The following is a 17,851-nucleotide window of genomic DNA, read 5'->3' on the forward strand; positions in this document are numbered from 1 at the left end:
ATACCGGCCTTGGTCTTTCGAACACTCGGACGTATTCGACGACTCCCGCGGCCACAAACCCTTTTGCATGCCCCTCTCGAACCCTCCACCGATGTCTCTCGAAGACCATGTCGAGGAACTCGCCTCCGACCTCGACGTAGACAAAGAGGAGGTCAGACGCGACCTGGAGAACCTGGTGAACTACTCGGTCCCGATGGACGAGGCCAAACAGAGCCTCCGCCGGAAGTACGGCGACGGCGGTGGCGGCAGTTCGGGCCCCGCCAGCAAGGCCATCGGCGACGTGACGACCGACGACTCGAACGTGACCGTCACCGCGGTGGTGCTCACGTCGGGTCGGCGCTCCATACAGTACAACGGCGAGGAACACGTCATCCGCGAGGGGGAACTCGCCGACGAGACGGGCACCATCTCCTACACCGCGTGGGACGGCTTCGACGGCGGCCTCGAACCCGGCGAGACCGTCCAGTTCGGCAACGCCGGCGTCCGCGAGTGGGACGGTAAGCCCGAACTCAACCTCGGGGAGAGCACGAACGCCAGCGTCGCCGACGAGGCGCTCGACGTCGACGCCCCGGTCGGCGGCGAGGCCGCCCTCAGGGACCTCGAACCCGGCGACCGCGGTATCACCGTCGAGGTGCAGGTACTGGAGTGTGAGACCAAGACCATCGACGGCCGCGACGGCGAGACCGAGATCCTGAGCGGCGTGCTGGGCGACGCCACCGGGCGGCTCCCCTTCACCGACTGGGACCCCCACGGCGAAATCGAGGCCGGGGCGTCTGTCCGCATCGAGGAGACGTTCGTCCGGGAGTTCCGCGGCGCGCCGTCGGTGAACGTCTCCGAGTTCTCGACGGTCACGCCGCTGTCCGAACCCGTCGCCGTCGCCGACGACGCCCCGCGGATGGCCATCGGCGAGGCCGTCGAGAGCGGCGGCCAGTTCGACGTCGAACTCGTCGGCAACGTCATCCAGATACGCGACGGCTCGGGGCTCATCGAGCGCTGTCCGGAGTGTGGCCGCGTCGTCCAGAACGGCCAGTGTCGCTCCCACGGCGCCGTCGAGGGCGAGGACGACCTGCGGACGAAGGCCATCCTCGACGACGGGACGGCGACGGTGACGGTCATCCTCGACGACGAACTGACCGAGCGCGTCTACGGCGGCGACCTGGACGACGCCCGCGAGCACGCCCGCGACGCCATGGACAAGTCCGTCGTCGCGGACCGCATCGCCGAGCGCGTGGTCGGCCGCGAGTACGTCGTCCGCGGCTCGCTGTCGGTCGACGAGTACGGCGCCAATCTCAACGCCAGCGAGTTCGACGAGTCGACGGCCGACCCGGCCGAGCGTGCGAAGGCCCTGCTCTCGGAGGTCGAGGCATGAGCGAGTCCGGCGACAGCGGCCCGGGACGGCGGGAGGTCGCTCACCGCATCTTCGCCGCCGAGTTCGACGACGCCGAGTTCTCCTACTCGGAGTCCGACGAGGAACGCGCCCCGAACTACGTCGTCACCCCGACGGGCGCGCGGGTCAACCGCCTGTTCGTCGTCGGCGTCCTCACCGAACTGGAGCAGGTCAACGACGAGGTGCTGCGCGCCCGTATCGTCGACCCGACCGGCCCCTTCGTCGTCTACGCCGGCCAGTACCAGCCCGAGGCGCTGGCCTTCCTCGAGGCCGCGACGCCGCCGCTGTTCGTCGCGGTCACGGGCAAGGCCCGGACCTTCGAGCCCGAGGACGGCGACCGCGTGTTCACCTCCGTCCGGCCCGAGTCCATCAGCGAGGTCGACGCCGAGACGCGCGACCGCTGGGTGGTCCAGGCCACCGAGCAGACCGTCGCCCGCGTCGGCCGGATGGCCAGCGCCAGGCAGTCCGACCTCTCGGGCGACGCGCTGCGGAGCGCGCTGGTCGCGGCCGGCGTCACCGAGAGCGACGCCGCCGGCACGACGCTGGCACTGGACTACTACGACACCACCGGCGACTACCTGCAGGCGGTGCGGGACCTCGCGCTCAACGCCGCCCGCGTCGTCGCCGGCGAGCGCGACGAAGCCGGGTCGCTGTCGCGAGACCCCGGTGAGGGGTCGGACGGGCCGCTCCCGGCCCTGGCGATGATGACCCTCGAAGCCGCCGCCGAGGCGGCCTCGGCCGAGTCGAGCGAGGAGCCGGCGGAGACCGATGTCGACGAGCCGACCACGGCGGACGCCGAACCCGAGGAAACAGCGACGCCGGAGACCGATGTCGACGAGCCGACCACGGCGGATACAGAGGCCGCCGAGCCGGCGACGGTCGACACCGACGAATCGGCGACGCCGGAGAACGAGACGACCGGGTCGACGACCGACGGTGAGCCGTCGTCGACAGCTGAACCCGATGCGACCGGCGAGCCGACCGACAGCGCCGCGTCGGCCGAGTCGGAACCTTCGACGGAAACGTCGTCCGAGACCGCGAGCCAGTCGGCCGAATCCGACGAACCAGTCGAGCCGACGACGGAGCCCGAATCGACGCCAGAAACGACCGACTCAGTCTCGGCGGATATGTCTGCCGACGAAGGCAGTTCGGGGACGCTGGGCGATTTCGACAGTTCGACCGACGGCGACGAAGCGGTCGATGACTTCGACACCGAGTTCGAACTCGACGAGGAGGAACGCGAGGAGATAGAGGCAGAGTACGGCACCGACTTCCAGAGCGGGACGGAGGTCGACGACGCCGGCGAGGCCGACATCGAGACGCCGGACCCCGAGGACCTGGCCGAGGCAGAGGCGATGGACCCCAACGAAGCGGCCGACGCGGAGACGGAGGCCCAGTCGGTCGCGGCCGAGGAGGCAACAGCGGACACAGCGGAGACGGCGGACGCGACCGACTCCGGGCCGGACGAGGACGTCGACCTCGAAGACGCGGTGATGGCGGCGATGACCGACCTGAACGACGGCGGCGGGGCGGACCGCGAGGCCGTCGTCGACGCGGTCGTCGAGACCCACGGCGCGGACCCGGCCGCAGTCGAGGACGCCATCCAGGACGCGCTGATGGGCGGGCGCTGCTACGAGCCCGACGACGGGAAGCTGACACCCATCTGAGCGGCGAGTCGCGCCGTTTTTCTCCCGCGGTCGCCAACGGGCGGGCGATGCGTGTCGAACCCGTTCCGGGCGTCCCCGCGGCCACGGTCGAGACTGACGGCCAGCGACTGCTCGCGCTCGCGGACTACCACGCCGGCATCGAGGCCGGACTGCGGTACGACGGGGTCGAACTGCGGTCGGCCGCCGGGGAGCGCCGGGCGCGACTGCTGGCCGCGCTCGACCGCACCGGCGCCGACCGACTGGTCGTGGTCGGCGACCTCGGTCACGCTATCGGCGCGCCGTTCGAACCGGAACGCGAGGAGCTAGAAGCGCTGTTCTCGGCCGTCGACGTTCCAGTTACCCTCGTGAAAGGTAACCACGACGGGGAGCTGGAGCCGGTCCTCGACGCTGTCGACGCCGAGGTGACGGTGACGCCGGGCCACGGGGTGACCATCGGCGAGGTCGGGTTCGCCCACGGCCACACCTGGCCCGCCCCGCGGGTCCTCGAATCGGCCGTGGTCTGTGTGGGCCACGAACACCCCGTCGTCAGGCTGGAAGACGAGGTTGGCGGGAACCGGAAAGAGCGGGCCTGGCTGCGCGGTTCCCTCGTGGGTAATACGTTCGAGGAGCGCTACGACCGGCCGCTCGACGTCGCGGGGGACCTCGTCGTCTTCCCGGCGTTCAACGACCGCTCGGGCGGGACGTGGGTCAACGTCCGCGGCCAGGAGTTCCTCGCGCCGTTTCTGCCCGCGGCGCTCGCCGACGCGGAGGCGTTCCTCCTCGACGGGACGCGGTTGGGCGACTACCGGGACGTCTGAGAGGAAAAATCGCGGCCGCTCCGCTGTTACTCGGCCAGTCCCTCTTCGAGGCGCTGGATGAGCGACTCGTTCCCGAGGAAGGTCGGGGTGCGGCCGTGGACCTCGTCGGGGTCGACGTCGAGCAGCGACTGGGCGCCGTCCGAGGAGGCGCCCCCGGCGGCCTCGACCAGATACGCGAGCGGGGCGGCCTCGAAGTGGATACGGAGCTTCCCGTCCGGGTACTTCTCGGTCGCGGGGTAGCCAAAGAGGCCACCGTACTCGAGCACCTGGGCCAGGTCCGCGACCGTGGCGCCGCCGTATCGGGGTTTCAACTCGCGGGAGAACTCCTGGGCCAGTTCGTTCATCGCGTCGCTGCGCTGACTCCACTTGCCGGCCATCCCGAGTACCGTCGGGTCCTCGGGCTGGGTGAACGTGCCCCACCGCTCGCTGTGGCCGTCCCGGAGGAGGTACTCCTGGACGATGTCGCGGTCCTGGCGGGCGACCGTCAGCGTGGTGTAGGGGCCGTACAGCACCATCATCGACGCGACGAGCGTACGCCCGGTCGCGGGCAGGTCGCTGTCGTAGACGCCGACGATGGTCCCCACGGAGTTGTTCGAGGCCAGATTCGAGGAGCCGTCGAGCGGGTCGATGGCGATGGTGTAGCCGTCGCCCAGTTGCGCTATCTCCTCGCGTTCCTCGCTCGCGTAGCCGCCGACGCCCTCGACGCCCGAGAGGGAATCGAAGAAGAGGTCGTCGGCCCAGACGTCGCCGCCGACCTGTGCCTCACCGCTCGGGTTCTCGCCCGCGGAGCGATGGGCGTAGTTCGCGAGGTTGCCACTGACGTAGTGGGCGGTGTCCTTTACGGCACGTTCGATTTCGTCGAGGGTGTTCATCGGTCCCCCTCCTTCGGCTCTGCTTGGTCGTACATGATAGTTCTACATCGTGTCGGGAGCGTCTTAAGCCTACACGTGTGGCTTCGGTGTGAGGTCCTCGAAGGGCTGGTCGGCGAGCCACTCACAGAGCTTACAGAGGTTCGCGAGGGCGGCCTCGAACAGGTCCTCGCCGACGGCCGCGGAGGCGTCGGTCTGGTCGCCCAGCACGCCGTTGTCGGTGTTGTCGATGGCGTCGTAGAACGTGGTCGCGCCGTACTTGCGGATGGTGTCGTCGTCGAACTCGACGAGCCCGCCGTCCCGGGCCGATTCGATGCGGTCCTCGTGGACCAGTTCGTCCGCCAGATGCTGGATGAGCGAGGTCTCCTTGGGGCCGCCGTGGGGGCCGGGCGTCTCGAACACCGCCTCGATTCGCTCCGTGATGGACTCGTCCCACATCCACTCGATGGCGTACATCGTGCCGTCGTCGCGCACCCGGCGGCCGACCTCACGGAGGTGTTCGACGTTGCCGCCGTGGGCGTTGACGTAGACGACGCGGTCGATACCGTGGTACGCGAGGTTGCGAGTGATGCTCTCGACGTAGTCCCGGAACGCCGGGGCGTCCGCCCACATCGTCCCGTGGAACTGCCGGTGGTGCGGGCTGACGCCGACGGTTATCGTCGGGGTGCAGAGATAGCCGGTCTCCGCGGCCGCGGCGCGGGCAAAGGCCTCCGCGATGATGTGGTCCGTGCCCTCGGGGAGGTGGGGGCCGTGCTGTTCGGTCGAGCCCAGCGGAACCAGGGCGAGCGACTCCGACTCGAAGTACGACTCGAGGTCGGGCCAGGCCTCGTCGGCGAGGTACATACGGGCTCATTCGGAGCCAGCGTCTTGAAACCGTGCGCCGTCTCCCGCCGCCGACCCCCTCACTCAGGCCTCGGACTCCGCCGGACGGAGGTGCTCTTTGCCCCACGCCGCCATCTCCGTAATGACCGGCTCCAGGGAGGCGCCGCGCTCGGTCAGCGAGTACGACACCCGGAACGGCTGCTCGTTGACCACGTCCCGCTCGACGAGCCCGTGTTCCTGGAGGTCCTCCAGGCTCTCGGAGAGCACCTTCGAGGAGATGCCGTCGACGTTCTCCTTGAGTTCGTTGAACCCCGAGGGGCCGTTATCGAGCAGGCGGTGGACGATGACGGGGTGCCACTTCTTCCCGATGAGCGTCGCCGTGGTCGTGATTGGACACCACTCCTCGCCCGCACACCACACCGCCAGCGGTTCGCTCGCGCCCTCGGTCATACCGAATCGTCGGTCGGCGAGCCACTAATAGGTACGTCTCGTAGCTACGTTACGGAGTGTTACTACCCGCCTCGCGCCCGACGGCCCCGCCGTGGCCGCGGGACGGTCGTAACCCGTAGGTAACTCAACAGTTAGGTGACGGGCGCCCCACCTCCCGGTATGAGCGACCCGTTCGTGGTCGTCGGCGGCGACGCCGCCGGCCTCAGCGCCGCGAGTAAGTACACGCGAGAGAACCCAGACGGCGACGTCGTGGTCTTCGAGAGAGGTCGGTGGGTCTCCTACGCCCACTGCGGGACGCCCTACTACGTCAAGGGCGAGGTCGACCGGCTGACCGACCTGCTCTCGCTCTCGCCCGAGGCGGCGGCCGACCGCGGCATCGACCTCCGGCGGGAACACGAGGTGGTCGCCGTCGACACCGACGCGGAGACGGTGACCGTCGAGGGCGACGGCGAGCGCTTCGAACAGCCCTACAGCGACCTGCTGGTGGCGACCGGCGCCCACGCCGTCACGGCCCCCATCGACGGCTTCGAGCGCGACATGGCCTTCACCATGCACGGGTTGGACTCGGCCGCGGCCGTCAGGGCCGCGCTGGCCGACCCCGACGACCCGGCCGTCGACACGAGCATCGACTACGTCGACGCCGACCTCGTCGAGCGCTACGCCGCGATGGACCCGCCCGAGCGCGTGGCCATCGTCGGCGGCGGCTACGTCGGCGTCGAGATGGCCGAAGCCTTCCGCGCCCACGGGGTGGAGACCCACGTCTTCCAGCGTGGCGACCACCTCCTCTCGCCCTTCGGCGAGTCGGTCTGTGAGCGCGTCGCCGACCACCTCCGCGAGCGCGGTGTCGAGTTGCACATGGGCTGTAGCGTCACGGAACTGGCCGGCGGCGACCGCGTCGAGGCGGTGGTCCACGAGAACGGCCGCGTCGACGTGGAACTCGCCCTCGTGGGTATCGGCGTCGCGCCCAACACCGACCTCCTCGCTGCCACGCCGGTCGAACTCGGCGAGTCGGGCGCTGTCGCGGTCGACGGCTACGGCCGGACGACCGTCGAGAACGTCTACGCCGCCGGTGACTGCGCCGAGGACGACCACACCGTCACCGGCGAACCGGTGTGGGTCCCGCTCGGACTCACGGCCAACCGCGCGGGCCGGGCCATCGGCCAGACGGTCGCCGGCGACCCGGAACCGGTCGGCGAGGTGGCCGGCACCGCCGTGGTCAAGGCGTTCGACCTGGAGGCCGGCCGGGTGGGGTTCGTCGACCACGGCGACGCGCGCGAGGCCGGCTTCGACCCGGTGACAGAGAGTGTCACCGCAGGCTCGCGGTCGGGCTACTACCCCGGCAACGAACCGACGACCGTGAGTCTGACCGCCGACCGGGAGAGCGGCCGTCTCATCGGCGGGTCAATCGTCGGCAAGGACCGCGCGGCCATCCGCATCGACACGCTGGCGACGGCCCTAGCGTCGGACCTCACCGTCGCCGAACTGGAACGGCTCGACCTGGCGTACGCGCCACCGTTCAGCCCCGTGTGGGACCCGGTACTCGTCGCGGCGAAGGTGTTGCGGGGCGAACTGGCGGGCTAGCGGTTGCCGTCGGCCAGGGCGGTCGCTTCGGGGCGCCGACGGAGCCGCCACATCGCGAGCGTCCCCACCACCGGGCCGACAGCCAGTGGCAGGAAGGCCCACCGCCAGCCGAAACGCGTCGCGACCACCGGGAGCAACTGGATGGAGCCGATGGTGAGCAGGAAGCCGATGGCGGTCTGGAGCGTGAGCGCGGTCCCGACGTAGCTCGACTCGGCGAGTTCGGAGATGGCGGCGGAGAACTGCGCCGAATCGGCGACGACGGTGAACCCCCAGACGGCGAGGAACGCGGCGAGGACGGCCAGCGGGGCCGCGAACGCGAACCCGGCGAGCAGGCAACAGCTCCCACTGACCACCATACTGGCCGCCGTCACGGTGGTCCGGCCGACCCGGTCGGCCACCCGGCCGGCCGCTACGGCTCCGACGCCGCCGACGGCGATGGTCCCGAACGCGAACAGGGCGGCGACGGTCGGCGTCGCGAGCGCCGACTCGCGGCCGGCGAAACTCACGGCGAGGAAGACCGGAATCCACGTCCAGACGCCGTAGAGCTCCCACATGTGGCCGAAGTACCCGAGGTTCGCGAGCATGGTCGCGCGGTCGCCAAGGATGCGCCCCACCGCGCGAGGGTCGAAGGGCGCTGCGGGTGACTGGTAGGGACCGGGTCGGACACGGAGCACCAGCAGCCCCCCCGCCGTCGCCAGGCCGGCCGCCACCAGCAGGACGAACCGCGGGCGACCGACGCCGCCCACGGCGCGGACGAGGTGCGGGAGCGCGGTCCCGAGGGTGAGCGCGCCGACGAGCGTCCCGATGGCGAACCCGCGGCGCCGGCGGAACCACCCCGCCACCAGCTTCATACCCGGCGGGTAGACGCCGGCCAGCGTGACCCCGGTGAGGAACCGGAGCGCGATGGCCGCCCCGGCGCTGTCGACGACGAGCCCCAGCGTCGCAGTGATGGCCGCGCCCGCGAGCGCCGAGGCGGCGAACAGATACCGGGTCGGGACGATGTCTGACAGCGTGAGCGCGGCCGAGGCGACCGCGCCGACGACGAACCCGACCTGGACGGCGCTGGTCAACAGCCCCGCCTCCGTCGGCGTGAGTCCCCACTGGACGGTCAGTTCAGGTGCGACGGCAGACGCGCTGAACCACAGCGACATCGTCAGCAGTTCCGCGAGCGCGACGACCACCAGCGTCCGCCAGCGTCCGTCAGCGACCGCGCTGGCGGTGCGTGTCCCCTCCGTACCGACGGCGTCTCCCATCAGTACGTAGATACGTTCCGCCCGACTTCAACCGTACCGTCCCGTCGCGGCGCGTCTCACCACGCCGCCTCCAGCACGCCGACGATGTCCTCGCGCGTGGGGTCCAGCCCCGGCGGCGCGTTCGCCATGAACGAGTCCGCGAGGACGGCGTCGGCCACGGCGGGGAACGCCTCGCGGTCCGGCCCGTCGACGTCCCGGAGTCGGGTCGGGAGGCCCAGACCCGCGACGAGGTCCGCGACGCGCTCGACCACCGCGCTCGCGGGGTCCTCAGCCGCCGCGACACCCAGGGCCTCGGCCAGCAGGTCGCGCCGACCGTCGACAGCGTCGAAGAGGTAGTCGAGCGCGTGGGGCGCGACGATAGCGTGGGCCGCGCCCTGCTGGACGTCGTCGGTCCGTGTCAGGCCGTGGCCGAAGGCGTGAATCAGCGAGAGCGTGGTGCCGTCGGGCCGGGAGATGCCGTACTGGACGAGGAGGAGACCCCGCGTGAGTCGCTGGTGGGTGGTCTCGTCGGTCTCGCCCGCGCCGAGGGCTTCCAGCCCGTCGGCCAGTATCCCCAGCCCGCGCATCGCGGTCGCGTCGGTGACGGGCGTCCGGTTCCGGGCGTACAGCGTCTCGACGCCCTTGTCGAAGCCGTTCATCGCCGACCCCGCGAGCACTCCTCTCGGGGTGGTCGCCACCAGCACCGGGTCGTAGCAGGCCGCCGCGGGCATCAGTTCGGCGTCGCCGATACCGCCGCTCGCCGGGTCCGCGACGGGGCAGGTCGCCGGGTCGGCGGTGACGCCGGCCACCTGCGAGAGGTCGGCGCCGGCCAGCGTCGTCGGTACCGTAATGACCGGCGGGACGCCCGAGTCGGGCACGGAGAGGGTCCCGCGCTCGACGAGCTCCGCGCCGACCGCGTCGGGGTCGCGGTCGGTCCCGGCCAGCACCGCGAGTACCGTCGCCACGTCGACGCTGCTGCCGCCCCCGACGGCCACGACGCAGTCCGCGCCGGTGTCGCGATACGCGGACAGTGCCTCGTAGGCCGTCCCGAGCCGCTTCTGTGGCGTGGTCCCGGCGAAGACGCCGGCGAGGCGGTCGTCCAGGCCCGCCCGGACGGGGTCCATCACCGCTGTGGTCTCCCCGACGGTCCGCCCCGTGACGACGAGTGCGCGCTCACAGCCCAGCGCGGTCACCTCGCTGGCCAGCTGTGAGACGCAGTTCGGGCCGTATCGAATCGTCGCGGGGTCGTACTCGAAGCGGAACGGCTCGGCGAGCGAGTCGGCCATCGCTCAGGCCTCCGCGGCGGTCTCGGCGACGTGGGATGGAGACGGTTCAGTTGGCATCGTCCCCCGTAGGTGACCGTCACTTGTGTGGCTTTCTGCCCGCTACCCCTCGAAGCCGTCCAGCGACGCGACGAGGTCGTCGAGGTCACCCAGCAGCGTCCGCAGTCGCTCGACGCTCTCTTTCCCGGTGCGGTCGGGATTCGCAAGCACCCGGACGCGCTCGGTGCCCAGCGGGACGAACTCGAGGCCGAGCGTCGCGGCCGTCGCCCGCAGCGCCAGCCCGGCGTCGGCCTCGCCCGCGGCGACCTTGCGGGCCGGCCTCTCCGTGGCGCCCGTCGTCAATCCGTAGCCGTCGATGGCATCGGTCAGTTCGCCGGGGGCGACGCCGCGCTCGTCGGCCAGCGCGTCGACTGCGGCGTCGAAGCTCCGTCGCAGCCCCGACCCGGCGTCGCGGTTGACGAACCGATACTCCCCGTCGACCAGCGCGGCCAGGTCGGTCACGTCGCTGTCGGGCGCGACCGCGAGGCCCCACTCGCGGTCCCAGTCGCCCAGCCGTTCGCCCGGCTCGTCGTCCGTCGAGGGACCCGAGACGACCGCCACGTCCGGCACGCCCTCGCGGAGGCGACGCCGACCGTCGGCGGTCCCCGTCGGCAGGTAGCGCGGCGTCTCGACTCGGTCGAGCAGGCGGTTCCAGAGCGGGTCGTCCTCGCCGACGCCGAACAGCGTCGGCACGTGCACGTCCGGCGAGAACAGCGTCACCTCGACGCGCCGGCCGGCGGGCAGCCGTTCGGTGTCGGCCCCGACGGCGACGGTGCCGTCGGCGTCGACGAGACTGGTGGTCGCCCCGCTGCCCTTGTCGACCGGGTAGACCAGCGTCGTCCCCGCGCCGTCCTCGACCAGCCCCACGGGCATGTAGCGCAGTCGCCCCTCGGTGTAGCGCTCGTCGACGGCCATCTCGCCGGTGACCGTCGCCGTTCTGGGTTCTGGCAGGCCCGCCGCCTCTCGAATCACGGGCGCGACGAAGGTCCGGAAGATGGTCAGCGCCGACACCGGATAGCCCGGGAGGCCGACGTAGGCCGACTCGCCGACGGTGCCGACGAGCATCGGTTTGCCCGGCTTGACCGCGACGCCGTGCAGTCGCAAATCGCCCCGCTCCTCGATGACGCGGTAGATGACGTCGACGGCGCTGGCGCTGGTCGACCCCGACGAGAGGACGAGGTCACACTCGTCGGCGGCCTCGTGGAGCAACCGCTCCATCGCGTCGAAGTCGTCGCCCGCGTGGGGGTAGAGGACGGGCTCGCCGCCCGCGTCCTCGACGCCCGCGGCAACGGTGTCGCTGTTGACGTCGTATATCTCGCCCGCCGCGCTGTCGATGGGCTCGCCGGGTCGGACGAGTTCGTCGCCCGTCGAGACGATACCCACGCGCGGGCGCGAACGAACACGCACCTCGTCGACACCCAGCGCGGCCAGCAGCCCGATTTCTCGGGGTGTCACGCGCGTGCCCGGGCCCAGTGCGCGCGCGCCGGCGGCGATGTCCGCGCCCGCCAGCATGACGTTCTCGCCCGGCGTCACCGCGGTGCGTATCTCGACGCCGTCGTCGGTCTCCGTGGTCCGTTCGACCATCACGACGGCGTCCGCGCCCGCCGGCATCACCGCCCCGGTGGATATCTCGGCGGCTGCGCCGGACTCGACGGTCACGTCGGGTTCCTCGCCCGCGTGGACCGTCCCGGCGAGTTCGAGCGTCTCGGGCGTCGCCTCGCCGGCGCCGAAGGTGTCCCTGGCCCGCACCGCGTAGCCGTCCATGCTCGCGCGGTCGAACCCGGGGACGTCGAGGGCCGCGTCGACGCGTTCGGCCAGCACGCGGTCCCGGGCGTCGGCCAGCGCGACCGTCTCCGTCCCCGGGTCGACGTCGAGCGAGTCGACGACCGCCCGGGCCTCCTCGGGCGAGGCGAGGTCGCGGAACTCCCGTCGGTCGGTCATCGACTCGCCTCCCACTCCTCGACCGCGACTGTCGCGCCCTCGGCGTACCCCTCACGCTCCTCCGGGACGACGACCCAGCCGTCAGACAGCGCCACGCTTGAGAGGACACCCGCACCCTTCGTGCGGGTCGGCGTGGCCGTCGGCTCGTCGCCGGTTTCCAGGGCTACCCGGGCGAACGTCCGCACGCCGGGCTCGCTCGCTATCTTCCGCGCCAGGCGCGCCTCGGTCGTCGGCAGCGCGCGCGCCTCGCGCCGACCGGCCGCGGCCAGGGCCGGTCTGAGGAACTGGACGGCGTTGACGATACAGGCGACGGGGTAGCCCGGGAGCATCAACACGGGTGTCTCCTCGACTACACCGAGTGCGACGGGGTGGCCGGGCTTCAGCGCGACGCCGTGGACGAACACTTCGCCGAGTTCTCCCACCACCTCGGGGACGATGTCGCGCTCCCCGACCGAGGAGCCACCGGTCGTCACGACGATATCGTGGTCGAGGTCCCGTTCGATGGCCGCCCGGAGCGCGTCGGCGTCGTCCGTGACGATATCGCGGTACGTCGCCTCGCCGCCCCACCGCTCTACGTACTGTGTGACGGTCTGGCCGTTCGTCTCGATAATCTCGCCCGGTTCCGGGTCGGACTGGACCAGTTCCTCGCCGGTCGGGACGACGCTCACTCGCGGGCGCCCGTACACGTCGACGCTCTCCAGTCCGACGGCCTTCAGCAGGCCGAGGTCCGAGGGTCGCAACACGTGGCCGGGTTCGAACAGCTCCTGGCCCGCGGCCACGTCCTCGCCGACCGGGCCGACGTTGCCCCCTTCCGGGACGGCCTCGAACACGGTCAACTCGTCGCCGGTCCGGTCGGTCGCCTCGACCATCACGACGGCGTCGGCGCCCTCGGGAAGTTCGCTCCCTGTGTGGACCCGGGTCGCCGTTCCGGCTCGCACGGTCTCGGCGACCCGCAGCGAGGCCGGTGACCGCTCGGTCGCGCCGAAGGTGTCGCTCGCCCGGACCGCGTAGCCGTCCATGGCCGCCCGCTCGTAGTGGGGGACCGGCCGGTCGGCGTCCACGGTGGTGGCCACGACCCTGTCGTCGGCCGCACGAAGGGCCACGCGCTCGGTGCGCTCCGTCGGTGTCACCGCCGCGAGCAACCGCTCTCTGGCCGCCGCCGTCCGGGTAAACTCCTCGAACCCCGCGTGGCGGTCGCTGTCGTTCATACCTCCGGCGTCGGCCCGCGCGGACAAAAAGCCCGGTAGCCGTAACAGGCTTCGCCACGAAGTGTGGGTATGACCCTTCGCTGCCGGCGCTGTGGCGAACCGCTGCTCACCGGGCTCGTCGCCACCCAGCGGCGCCACTGCTGTCTCAACGACACCCCTATCGCGGGCGCGTGCCCGAATCACGGGCCGGTCGGCCCGCACGACGCGGTAGCAGACTGACCGCGTCGGCGTGCACGACACGGTAGATGGCTGACCGCGTCGGCGTGCACGACACGGTAATGGCTGACCGCGTCGGCGTGCACGACACGGTAGATGGCTGACCGCGTCGGCGTGCACCACGCTATCGAGGATTAGCCGGGCGCGAGCCACCACCAGGCGAACGCGCTCGCGCCCGCGTGGACGACCATCGCACTCACCGCGGGGAACGGCGAGCGCTGGCGGGTGAGGACGGCACCGCCCCACAGCAGCGCCGGGAGCGCGAGCGCCTGGGCCGCGACGACGGGCACCGGCAGGACGCGACCCGTGAGACCGACCGTCAGCGCCACTGCGCCGGTCGCGAGCAGCCAGTACGCTCGTCTGAGGCCCGCGAGTGACCACCGCACGGCGAGGGTCCGCTTGCCGACGGCGGCGTCGGCCTCGCGGTCGGGCCAGTGGGTCGCCAGCAGGTTACAGCCGACCAGGAGCGTGAACGGCAGCACCGCGAGTACCGCCGTCGCGGAGACGCGTCCGACGACGGCGACGCCGTACAGCGGGAGCAGCGTCCCTCCGAGGACGGCGTTCGTCAGTTCGCCGACGCCGCGACGGACCAGCGCCGCGGGCGGCAGCGAGTACGCAAGTCCCGCGACGGCGATACTGGCGAGCAGGGCGAGCGCGGTCACCGACAGCCGGCCGGTCGACCAGCCGACGACGGCGCCGCCGAGGCCGAGCAGCGTCGCGACTGTAGCGGCCCGCGCCAGTACCGTCCGACCGATGCCGGTCCGCTCGACGGCGCCGCTCCCGCCGGAGAACGGCGTTCGCTCGGTCAGGCGGTCGGTCTCGACGTCGGCGTACTCGTTCGCGTAGTGGACGCCCAGCGCCACGCCGAGCAGGGCGGCGGCGCCGACGCCGACGGCGTCCCACGACACCGCGGCGCCGATAAGCGCCCGTGCCATGCCGACCCCGAGGGCGTAGACCAGCGCGACGAGCGCGACCTGACTCGGACGCGAGGCGAGCCACAGCGCCCGCGCCGTTTCGGCGGCGTCACTCACGGGTGGTGTCCAGTTCTCACCGCTCGGCCGGTAGTACTGTCCATTCTCGCCACTCTCGACGTGACAGTGTCGCTGCTACGTCGATATATATTGGTAACAAGTGGCAAGATAATACTATAACCCTTCGTCTACTAGGCGGAACCATCATGAAGAAGCAAGAGCTCATTCATCTTCACAGCCTTCTCGCACAGGTACAGCACCACTACGAGGCCGACACGGGGACCGATGTCGACCACGACGAGTACGCCGACCTCGGGGTCAAGCCGACATCGATTCACAAGTCGAAGACGGACCACAAGGCCGCCGTGTTCGCGCTCGCCGACGGTCTCACCGACGAGATGGTCGCCGAGAGCGAGGAACCGCTGACCCTCGCCGCCGACTGAACTTCTCCCGGCTCCGGCCGTGACACCACGCTCGACAGCTTCTGGCTTCTCTTTCGCGTCTTTTCGTGGCCGTGTGGTACGCGCTATCGCAACTCTCAAATCACTTATACACAGCGGGCGCCTAGTACCGGTGTGAGCGAAGATACAGGGCGGCGGAACCTCCGCATGCCTACAAACGACGAAATGTTTGCGGTCGTAACAGAACACCTCGGCGGGAACCACGTCCGCCTCCAGTGCGAGGACGGCGAGACCCGGATGGGGCGCATCCCGGGCCGGATGAAGTTCCGGACGTGGATCAACGAGGAAGACATCGTCCTCGCGGAGCCGTGGGACTGGCAAGACGAGAAGGCCAACGTCGAGTGGCGCTACGACGGCCAGGACGCCGACCAGCTCCGTGCCGAGGGCCACCTCGACACGCTGACCGCCTGATTTACCCCTTCTGCGGTAGTACGCCGACGACACGCCGAGCGAGTGGTCTCACGAGCGAGTTGCCTATCCGAAACGTCCGCGAGTCCGTGCTCGCGGGGCGGAGTACGGAGCGCTATTGTCGCTCAATAGCGACCGACGCCGACACGCTGTGACCACGCCGCGTTCCGGACACATTCGATAAATTACTATTATTCGTGTTACAACGGCGCTGTCTTGCGATTAGGTGTGTGACGGACTCACGTCACGTGTGTGCCGTGTGGGGCCGGCACAGGGCGCCGTCGAGACGAGTCATTTATGTATCCCCCTCCCATCGGATATGATGCGAAGGTCGCACCGGGGAACGCCCCCGGGACGACGGCTCGACGACCCACCTGGGTGGTCGGGTGTTCGCTCAGAGCGTCAGGCCAGCGGGCTTGCGCTCGCACCATGAGGATTCCACCCCTGCGGTCCGCCGTCAAGATGGAATCTGATGTGAGCCCACGGACCCATGCAGTAGTCAACATCGGTGTAGGAACCGATGTGTTTAGCTTCCGACGGAGTGCAACCACTTCCGCCGCTGATGTATATCAGCACATTCCGGTTGATCCTGCCGGAGGCCATTGCTATCGGAGTCCGATTTAGCCATGCTAGTCGCGCGGGTTAGACCCGCGGCATATAGCTCAGTAACACGTGGCCAAACTACCCTACAGACCGCGATAACCTCGGGAAACTGAGGCCAATAGCGGATATCACTCTCACGCTGGAGTGCCGAGAGTGAGAAACGTTCCGGCGCTGTAGGATGTGGCTGCGGCCGATTAGGTAGATGGTGGGGTAACGGCCCACCATGCCCATAATCGGTACAGGTTGTGACAGCAAGAGCCTGGAGACGGTATCTGAGACAAGATACCGGGCCCTACGGGGCGCAGCAGGCGCGAAACCTTTACACTGCACGAGAGTGCGATAGGGGGACTCCGAGTGCGAGGGCATATAGTCCTCGCTTTTCTGAACCGTAAGGTGGTTCAGGAACAAGTGCTGGGCAAGACCGGTGCCAGCCGCCGCGGTAATACCGGCAGCACGAGTGATGGCCGATATTATTGGGCCTAAAGCGTCCGTAGCTTGCTGTGTAAGTCCATTGGGAAATCCACGCGCTCAACGCGTGGGCGTCCGGTGGAAACTGCACGGCTTGGGGCCGAGAGACTCGACGGGTACGTCCGGGGTAGGAGTGAAATCCCGTAATCCTGGACGGACCACCAATGGGGAAACCACGTCGAGAGACCGGACCCGACAGTGAGGGACGAAAGCCAGGGTCTCGAACCGGATTAGATACCCGGGTAGTCCTGGCTGTAAACGATGCTCGCTAGGTATGTCACGCGCCATGAGCACGTGATGTGCCGTAGTGAAGACGATAAGCGAGCCGCCTGGGAAGTACGTCCGCAAGGATGAAACTTAAAGGAATTGGCGGGGGAGCACCACAACCGGAGGAGCCTGCGGTTTAATTGGACTCAACGCCGGACATCTCACCGGTCCCGACAACAGTAACGACGGTCAGTTTGACGAACTTACCCGAGCTGTTGAGAGGAGGTGCATGGCCGCCGTCAGCTCGTACCGTGAGGCGTCCTGTTAAGTCAGGCAACGAGCGAGACCCGCACTTCTAGTTGCCAGCGATACCCCTGCGGTAGTCGGGTACACTAGGAGGACTGCCATTGCTAAAATGGAGGAAGGAACGGGCAACGGTAGGTCAGTATGCCCCGAATGGACCGGGCAACACGCGGGCTACAATGGCTCTGACAGAGGGACGCGACGCCGAGAGGCGAAGCTAATCTCTAAACGGAGTCGTAGTTCGGATTGCGGGCTGAAACTCGCCCGCATGAAGCTGGATTCGGTAGTAATCGCGTGTCAGAAGCGCGCGGTGAATACGTCCCTGCTCCTTGCACACACCGCCCGTCAAAGCACCCGAGTGGGGTCCGGATGAGGCCACCAAGCGGTGGTCGAATCTGGGCTCCGCAAGGGGGCTTAAGTCGTAACAAGGTAGCCGTAGAGGAATCTGCGGCTGGATCACCTCCTACTGACCGGGATTGGGGCTTTGCCCCAACCCACCTTCACTGGTGATTGTAGGCTCGAACGATGTCGTCCAGAGGACGACGACGTTCGTAATGCTACAATCACCATTGGCATTGACTGGTGACCACAAGTCACCGCGAGTCGGTAAGCGCCGACACTGCATGGGCCCGCTGGGCTCACATGACCTCTCCGAGTCGGACCCCCTCACGGGGGCGTCGGGTGCAACTCCCGACGGGTCCGTACTTCGTGCCGGGTTCGAACCGTGCCCCTTAAGTGTGGGACGGCGTTCGAATCTGGTACGACGACAGATGCACCATCCCGGGTCAAACCGAGGGTGGGAAGGGTCGACTCGCCCACCATCTACCACCTTGGGGGCGAGTATGAAACCGTGTGTACGTGCGATCCAGGCGTCCACTGGACTCGTTCAGTTTAGCGAGTCACAACGACGTTGGCTACTATGCCAGCTGGTGGATTGC

15 protein-coding genes and 1 rRNA gene are annotated in these 17,851 nt (G+C 69.3%); 8 read left to right on the forward strand and 8 right to left on the reverse strand.

The window, feature by feature from the left end:
• Positions 1-91 precede the first annotated feature (91 nt).
• From NDI86_RS16510 to NDI86_RS16520, 3 genes are read left to right on the forward strand one after another with little or no spacing between them, the layout of a single operon-like run.
• A complete protein-coding gene (locus tag NDI86_RS16510; RefSeq protein WP_310901543.1) occupies positions 92-1,369 on the forward strand; it encodes a Single-stranded DNA binding protein in 1,278 nt (425 codons plus the stop codon).
• Positions 1,366-3,054 (forward strand): hypothetical protein, encoded by a 1,689-nt coding sequence (locus NDI86_RS16515; RefSeq protein WP_310901544.1) that lies wholly within the window; start codon positions 1,366-1,368, stop codon positions 3,052-3,054. Before NDI86_RS16510 ends, NDI86_RS16515 begins: the two co-directional genes overlap by 4 nt.
• Before the next feature lie 47 nt (positions 3,055-3,101).
• Complete coding sequence (locus tag NDI86_RS16520) at positions 3,102-3,851, forward strand: metallophosphoesterase (protein ID WP_310901545.1); 750 nt, start codon at positions 3,102-3,104, stop codon at positions 3,849-3,851.
• A 26-nt stretch (positions 3,852-3,877) separates the two neighbouring features.
• Here NDI86_RS16520 and NDI86_RS16525 read toward each other — a convergent pair whose 3' ends face one another.
• The 3 genes from NDI86_RS16525 to NDI86_RS16535 form a co-directional block, all read right to left on the reverse strand.
• Positions 3,878-4,723 carry a class 1 fructose-bisphosphatase gene (locus tag NDI86_RS16525; RefSeq protein WP_310901547.1) on the reverse strand — a complete coding sequence of 282 codons (846 nt, stop codon included), beginning with the start codon at positions 4,721-4,723 and terminating at the stop codon, positions 3,878-3,880.
• Positions 4,724-4,792: 69 nt separating this feature from the next.
• Positions 4,793-5,563, reverse strand: coding sequence for a creatininase family protein (locus tag NDI86_RS16530; RefSeq protein WP_310901548.1), 771 nt, complete (start codon positions 5,561-5,563; stop codon positions 4,793-4,795).
• A gap of 63 nt (positions 5,564-5,626) precedes the next feature.
• Entirely contained in the window at positions 5,627-5,992 is a 366-nt protein-coding gene (locus NDI86_RS16535; protein ID WP_310901549.1) for a winged helix-turn-helix transcriptional regulator, read from the reverse strand.
• 159 nt (positions 5,993-6,151) lie between these two features.
• On the opposite strand from NDI86_RS16535, the gene NDI86_RS16540 reads away from it, so the two are divergent.
• The gene (locus NDI86_RS16540) at positions 6,152-7,573 is read left to right on the forward strand and encodes an FAD-dependent oxidoreductase (RefSeq protein WP_310901550.1); all 1,422 of its coding nucleotides are present in this window, start codon (positions 6,152-6,154) and stop codon (positions 7,571-7,573) included.
• Here the strand turns inward: NDI86_RS16540 and NDI86_RS16545 are convergent.
• The 4 genes from NDI86_RS16545 to NDI86_RS16560 all read right to left on the reverse strand — a co-directional run bounded on the left by NDI86_RS16545 (position 7,570) and on the right by NDI86_RS16560 (position 13,276).
• Positions 7,570-8,826, reverse strand: coding sequence for an MFS transporter (locus tag NDI86_RS16545; RefSeq protein ID WP_310901551.1), 1,257 nt, complete (start codon positions 8,824-8,826; stop codon positions 7,570-7,572). The two genes, NDI86_RS16540 and NDI86_RS16545, sit on opposite strands and share 4 nt — an antisense overlap.
• A gap of 56 nt (positions 8,827-8,882) precedes the next feature.
• The gene (locus NDI86_RS16550) at positions 8,883-10,091 is read right to left on the reverse strand and encodes an iron-containing alcohol dehydrogenase family protein (RefSeq protein WP_310901552.1); all 1,209 of its coding nucleotides are present in this window, start codon (positions 10,089-10,091) and stop codon (positions 8,883-8,885) included.
• A gap of 99 nt (positions 10,092-10,190) precedes the next feature.
• Positions 10,191-12,068 (reverse strand): molybdopterin biosynthesis protein, encoded by a 1,878-nt coding sequence (locus NDI86_RS16555; protein ID WP_310901553.1) that lies wholly within the window; start codon positions 12,066-12,068, stop codon positions 10,191-10,193.
• Positions 12,065-13,276 (reverse strand): molybdopterin molybdotransferase MoeA, encoded by a 1,212-nt coding sequence (locus NDI86_RS16560; protein WP_310901554.1) that lies wholly within the window; start codon positions 13,274-13,276, stop codon positions 12,065-12,067. Before NDI86_RS16560 ends, NDI86_RS16555 begins: the two co-directional genes overlap by 4 nt.
• A 69-nt stretch (positions 13,277-13,345) precedes the next feature.
• Between NDI86_RS16560 and NDI86_RS16565 the strand changes: the two genes are divergently transcribed.
• On the forward strand, positions 13,346-13,495 hold the full coding sequence (locus tag NDI86_RS16565; RefSeq protein ID WP_310901555.1) for a hypothetical protein: 150 nt from the start codon (positions 13,346-13,348) through the stop codon (positions 13,493-13,495).
• A gap of 131 nt (positions 13,496-13,626) precedes the next feature.
• Here the strand turns inward: NDI86_RS16565 and NDI86_RS16570 are convergent, their stop codons facing one another.
• The gene (locus NDI86_RS16570) at positions 13,627-14,523 is read right to left on the reverse strand and encodes a prenyltransferase (RefSeq protein ID WP_310901556.1); all 897 of its coding nucleotides are present in this window, start codon (positions 14,521-14,523) and stop codon (positions 13,627-13,629) included.
• A gap of 146 nt (positions 14,524-14,669) precedes the next feature.
• Here NDI86_RS16570 and NDI86_RS16575 point away from each other — a divergent pair, with 146 nt between their 5' ends.
• From NDI86_RS16575 to NDI86_RS16585, 3 genes are all read left to right on the forward strand, one after another.
• Positions 14,670-14,906 carry a UPF0058 family protein gene (locus tag NDI86_RS16575; RefSeq protein WP_310901557.1) on the forward strand — a complete coding sequence of 79 codons (237 nt, stop codon included), beginning with the start codon at positions 14,670-14,672 and terminating at the stop codon, positions 14,904-14,906.
• Between the two features lie 132 nt (positions 14,907-15,038).
• Positions 15,039-15,335, forward strand: coding sequence for a translation initiation factor eIF-1A (locus NDI86_RS16580; protein WP_310901558.1), 297 nt, complete (start codon positions 15,039-15,041; stop codon positions 15,333-15,335).
• A gap of 573 nt (positions 15,336-15,908) precedes the next feature.
• A 16S ribosomal RNA gene (locus tag NDI86_RS16585) occupies positions 15,909-17,378 on the forward strand.
• Positions 17,379-17,851 lie beyond the last annotated feature (473 nt).

Source organism: Haloarcula onubensis (assembly GCF_031624605.1).
In the GTDB taxonomy this organism is placed as follows: Archaea; Halobacteriota; Halobacteria; order Halobacteriales; family Haloarculaceae; genus Haloarcula; species Haloarcula onubensis.